The organism is Vibrio sp. 1402 (assembly GCF_033340275.1).
The window spans coordinates 1-595 of record NZ_JAWOWE010000456.1; the positions used below are offsets into that span (position 1 = coordinate 1).

1 protein-coding gene is annotated in these 595 nt (G+C 45.5%); it reads right to left on the reverse strand.

The features are described 5' to 3' along the window. Nucleotides 1–270 precede the first annotated feature (270 nt). The coding region (locus tag R7044_RS26640; protein WP_225456166.1) for an OmpA family protein at nucleotides 271–595 on the reverse strand (325 nt) is incomplete at its 5' end.

The window sequence follows — 595 nt, forward strand, 5'->3', positions numbered from 1 at the left end:
AAAGCTTCGCAAACGGGCTGTTGCTTCAAAGGCTTTCAGGGCATTAAGTGGTGGGAGGTTTTGCATCATGCTCTCCTACTAAACGGAGCATCGATATTATGAATCTGTGATGACAGAATGATGAACAACAAGCAAAGCGCACGCCGCCGCCGTCATTTCAATATACAGCCCAACAACCGTCTCGGTTCCATCCAAGCATAAGGTTGAAGACAAGATCAAAAAAGCCAGCGATAAACGCTGGCTTTTTGCTTTGTTGGCTATAGCAACAAATTATTGAGCTTGTTCAGTCGTTTGGTATTCAAACGCAGGAACAACTACTTCCACACGACGGTTCGCTTCGCGACCTTGACGAGTTTCGTTGCTAGCAACTGGGTTTGCTTCACCCATGCCTTTAACTGTCATACGGTCAGCAGCGATACCTTTCGCTTCAAACTCATTAGCAACCGCTTTAGCACGTTTTTCAGTTAGCTGTTGGTTGTACTGAGCAGAACCCGTTGTGTCACTGTAACCAGTGATCTCAACTTTAGCTTGTGGGTAAGTGTTCATTAGATCAACTGTACCAGAAAGTGCTGATGCATCTTTCACTTCTGCGCTT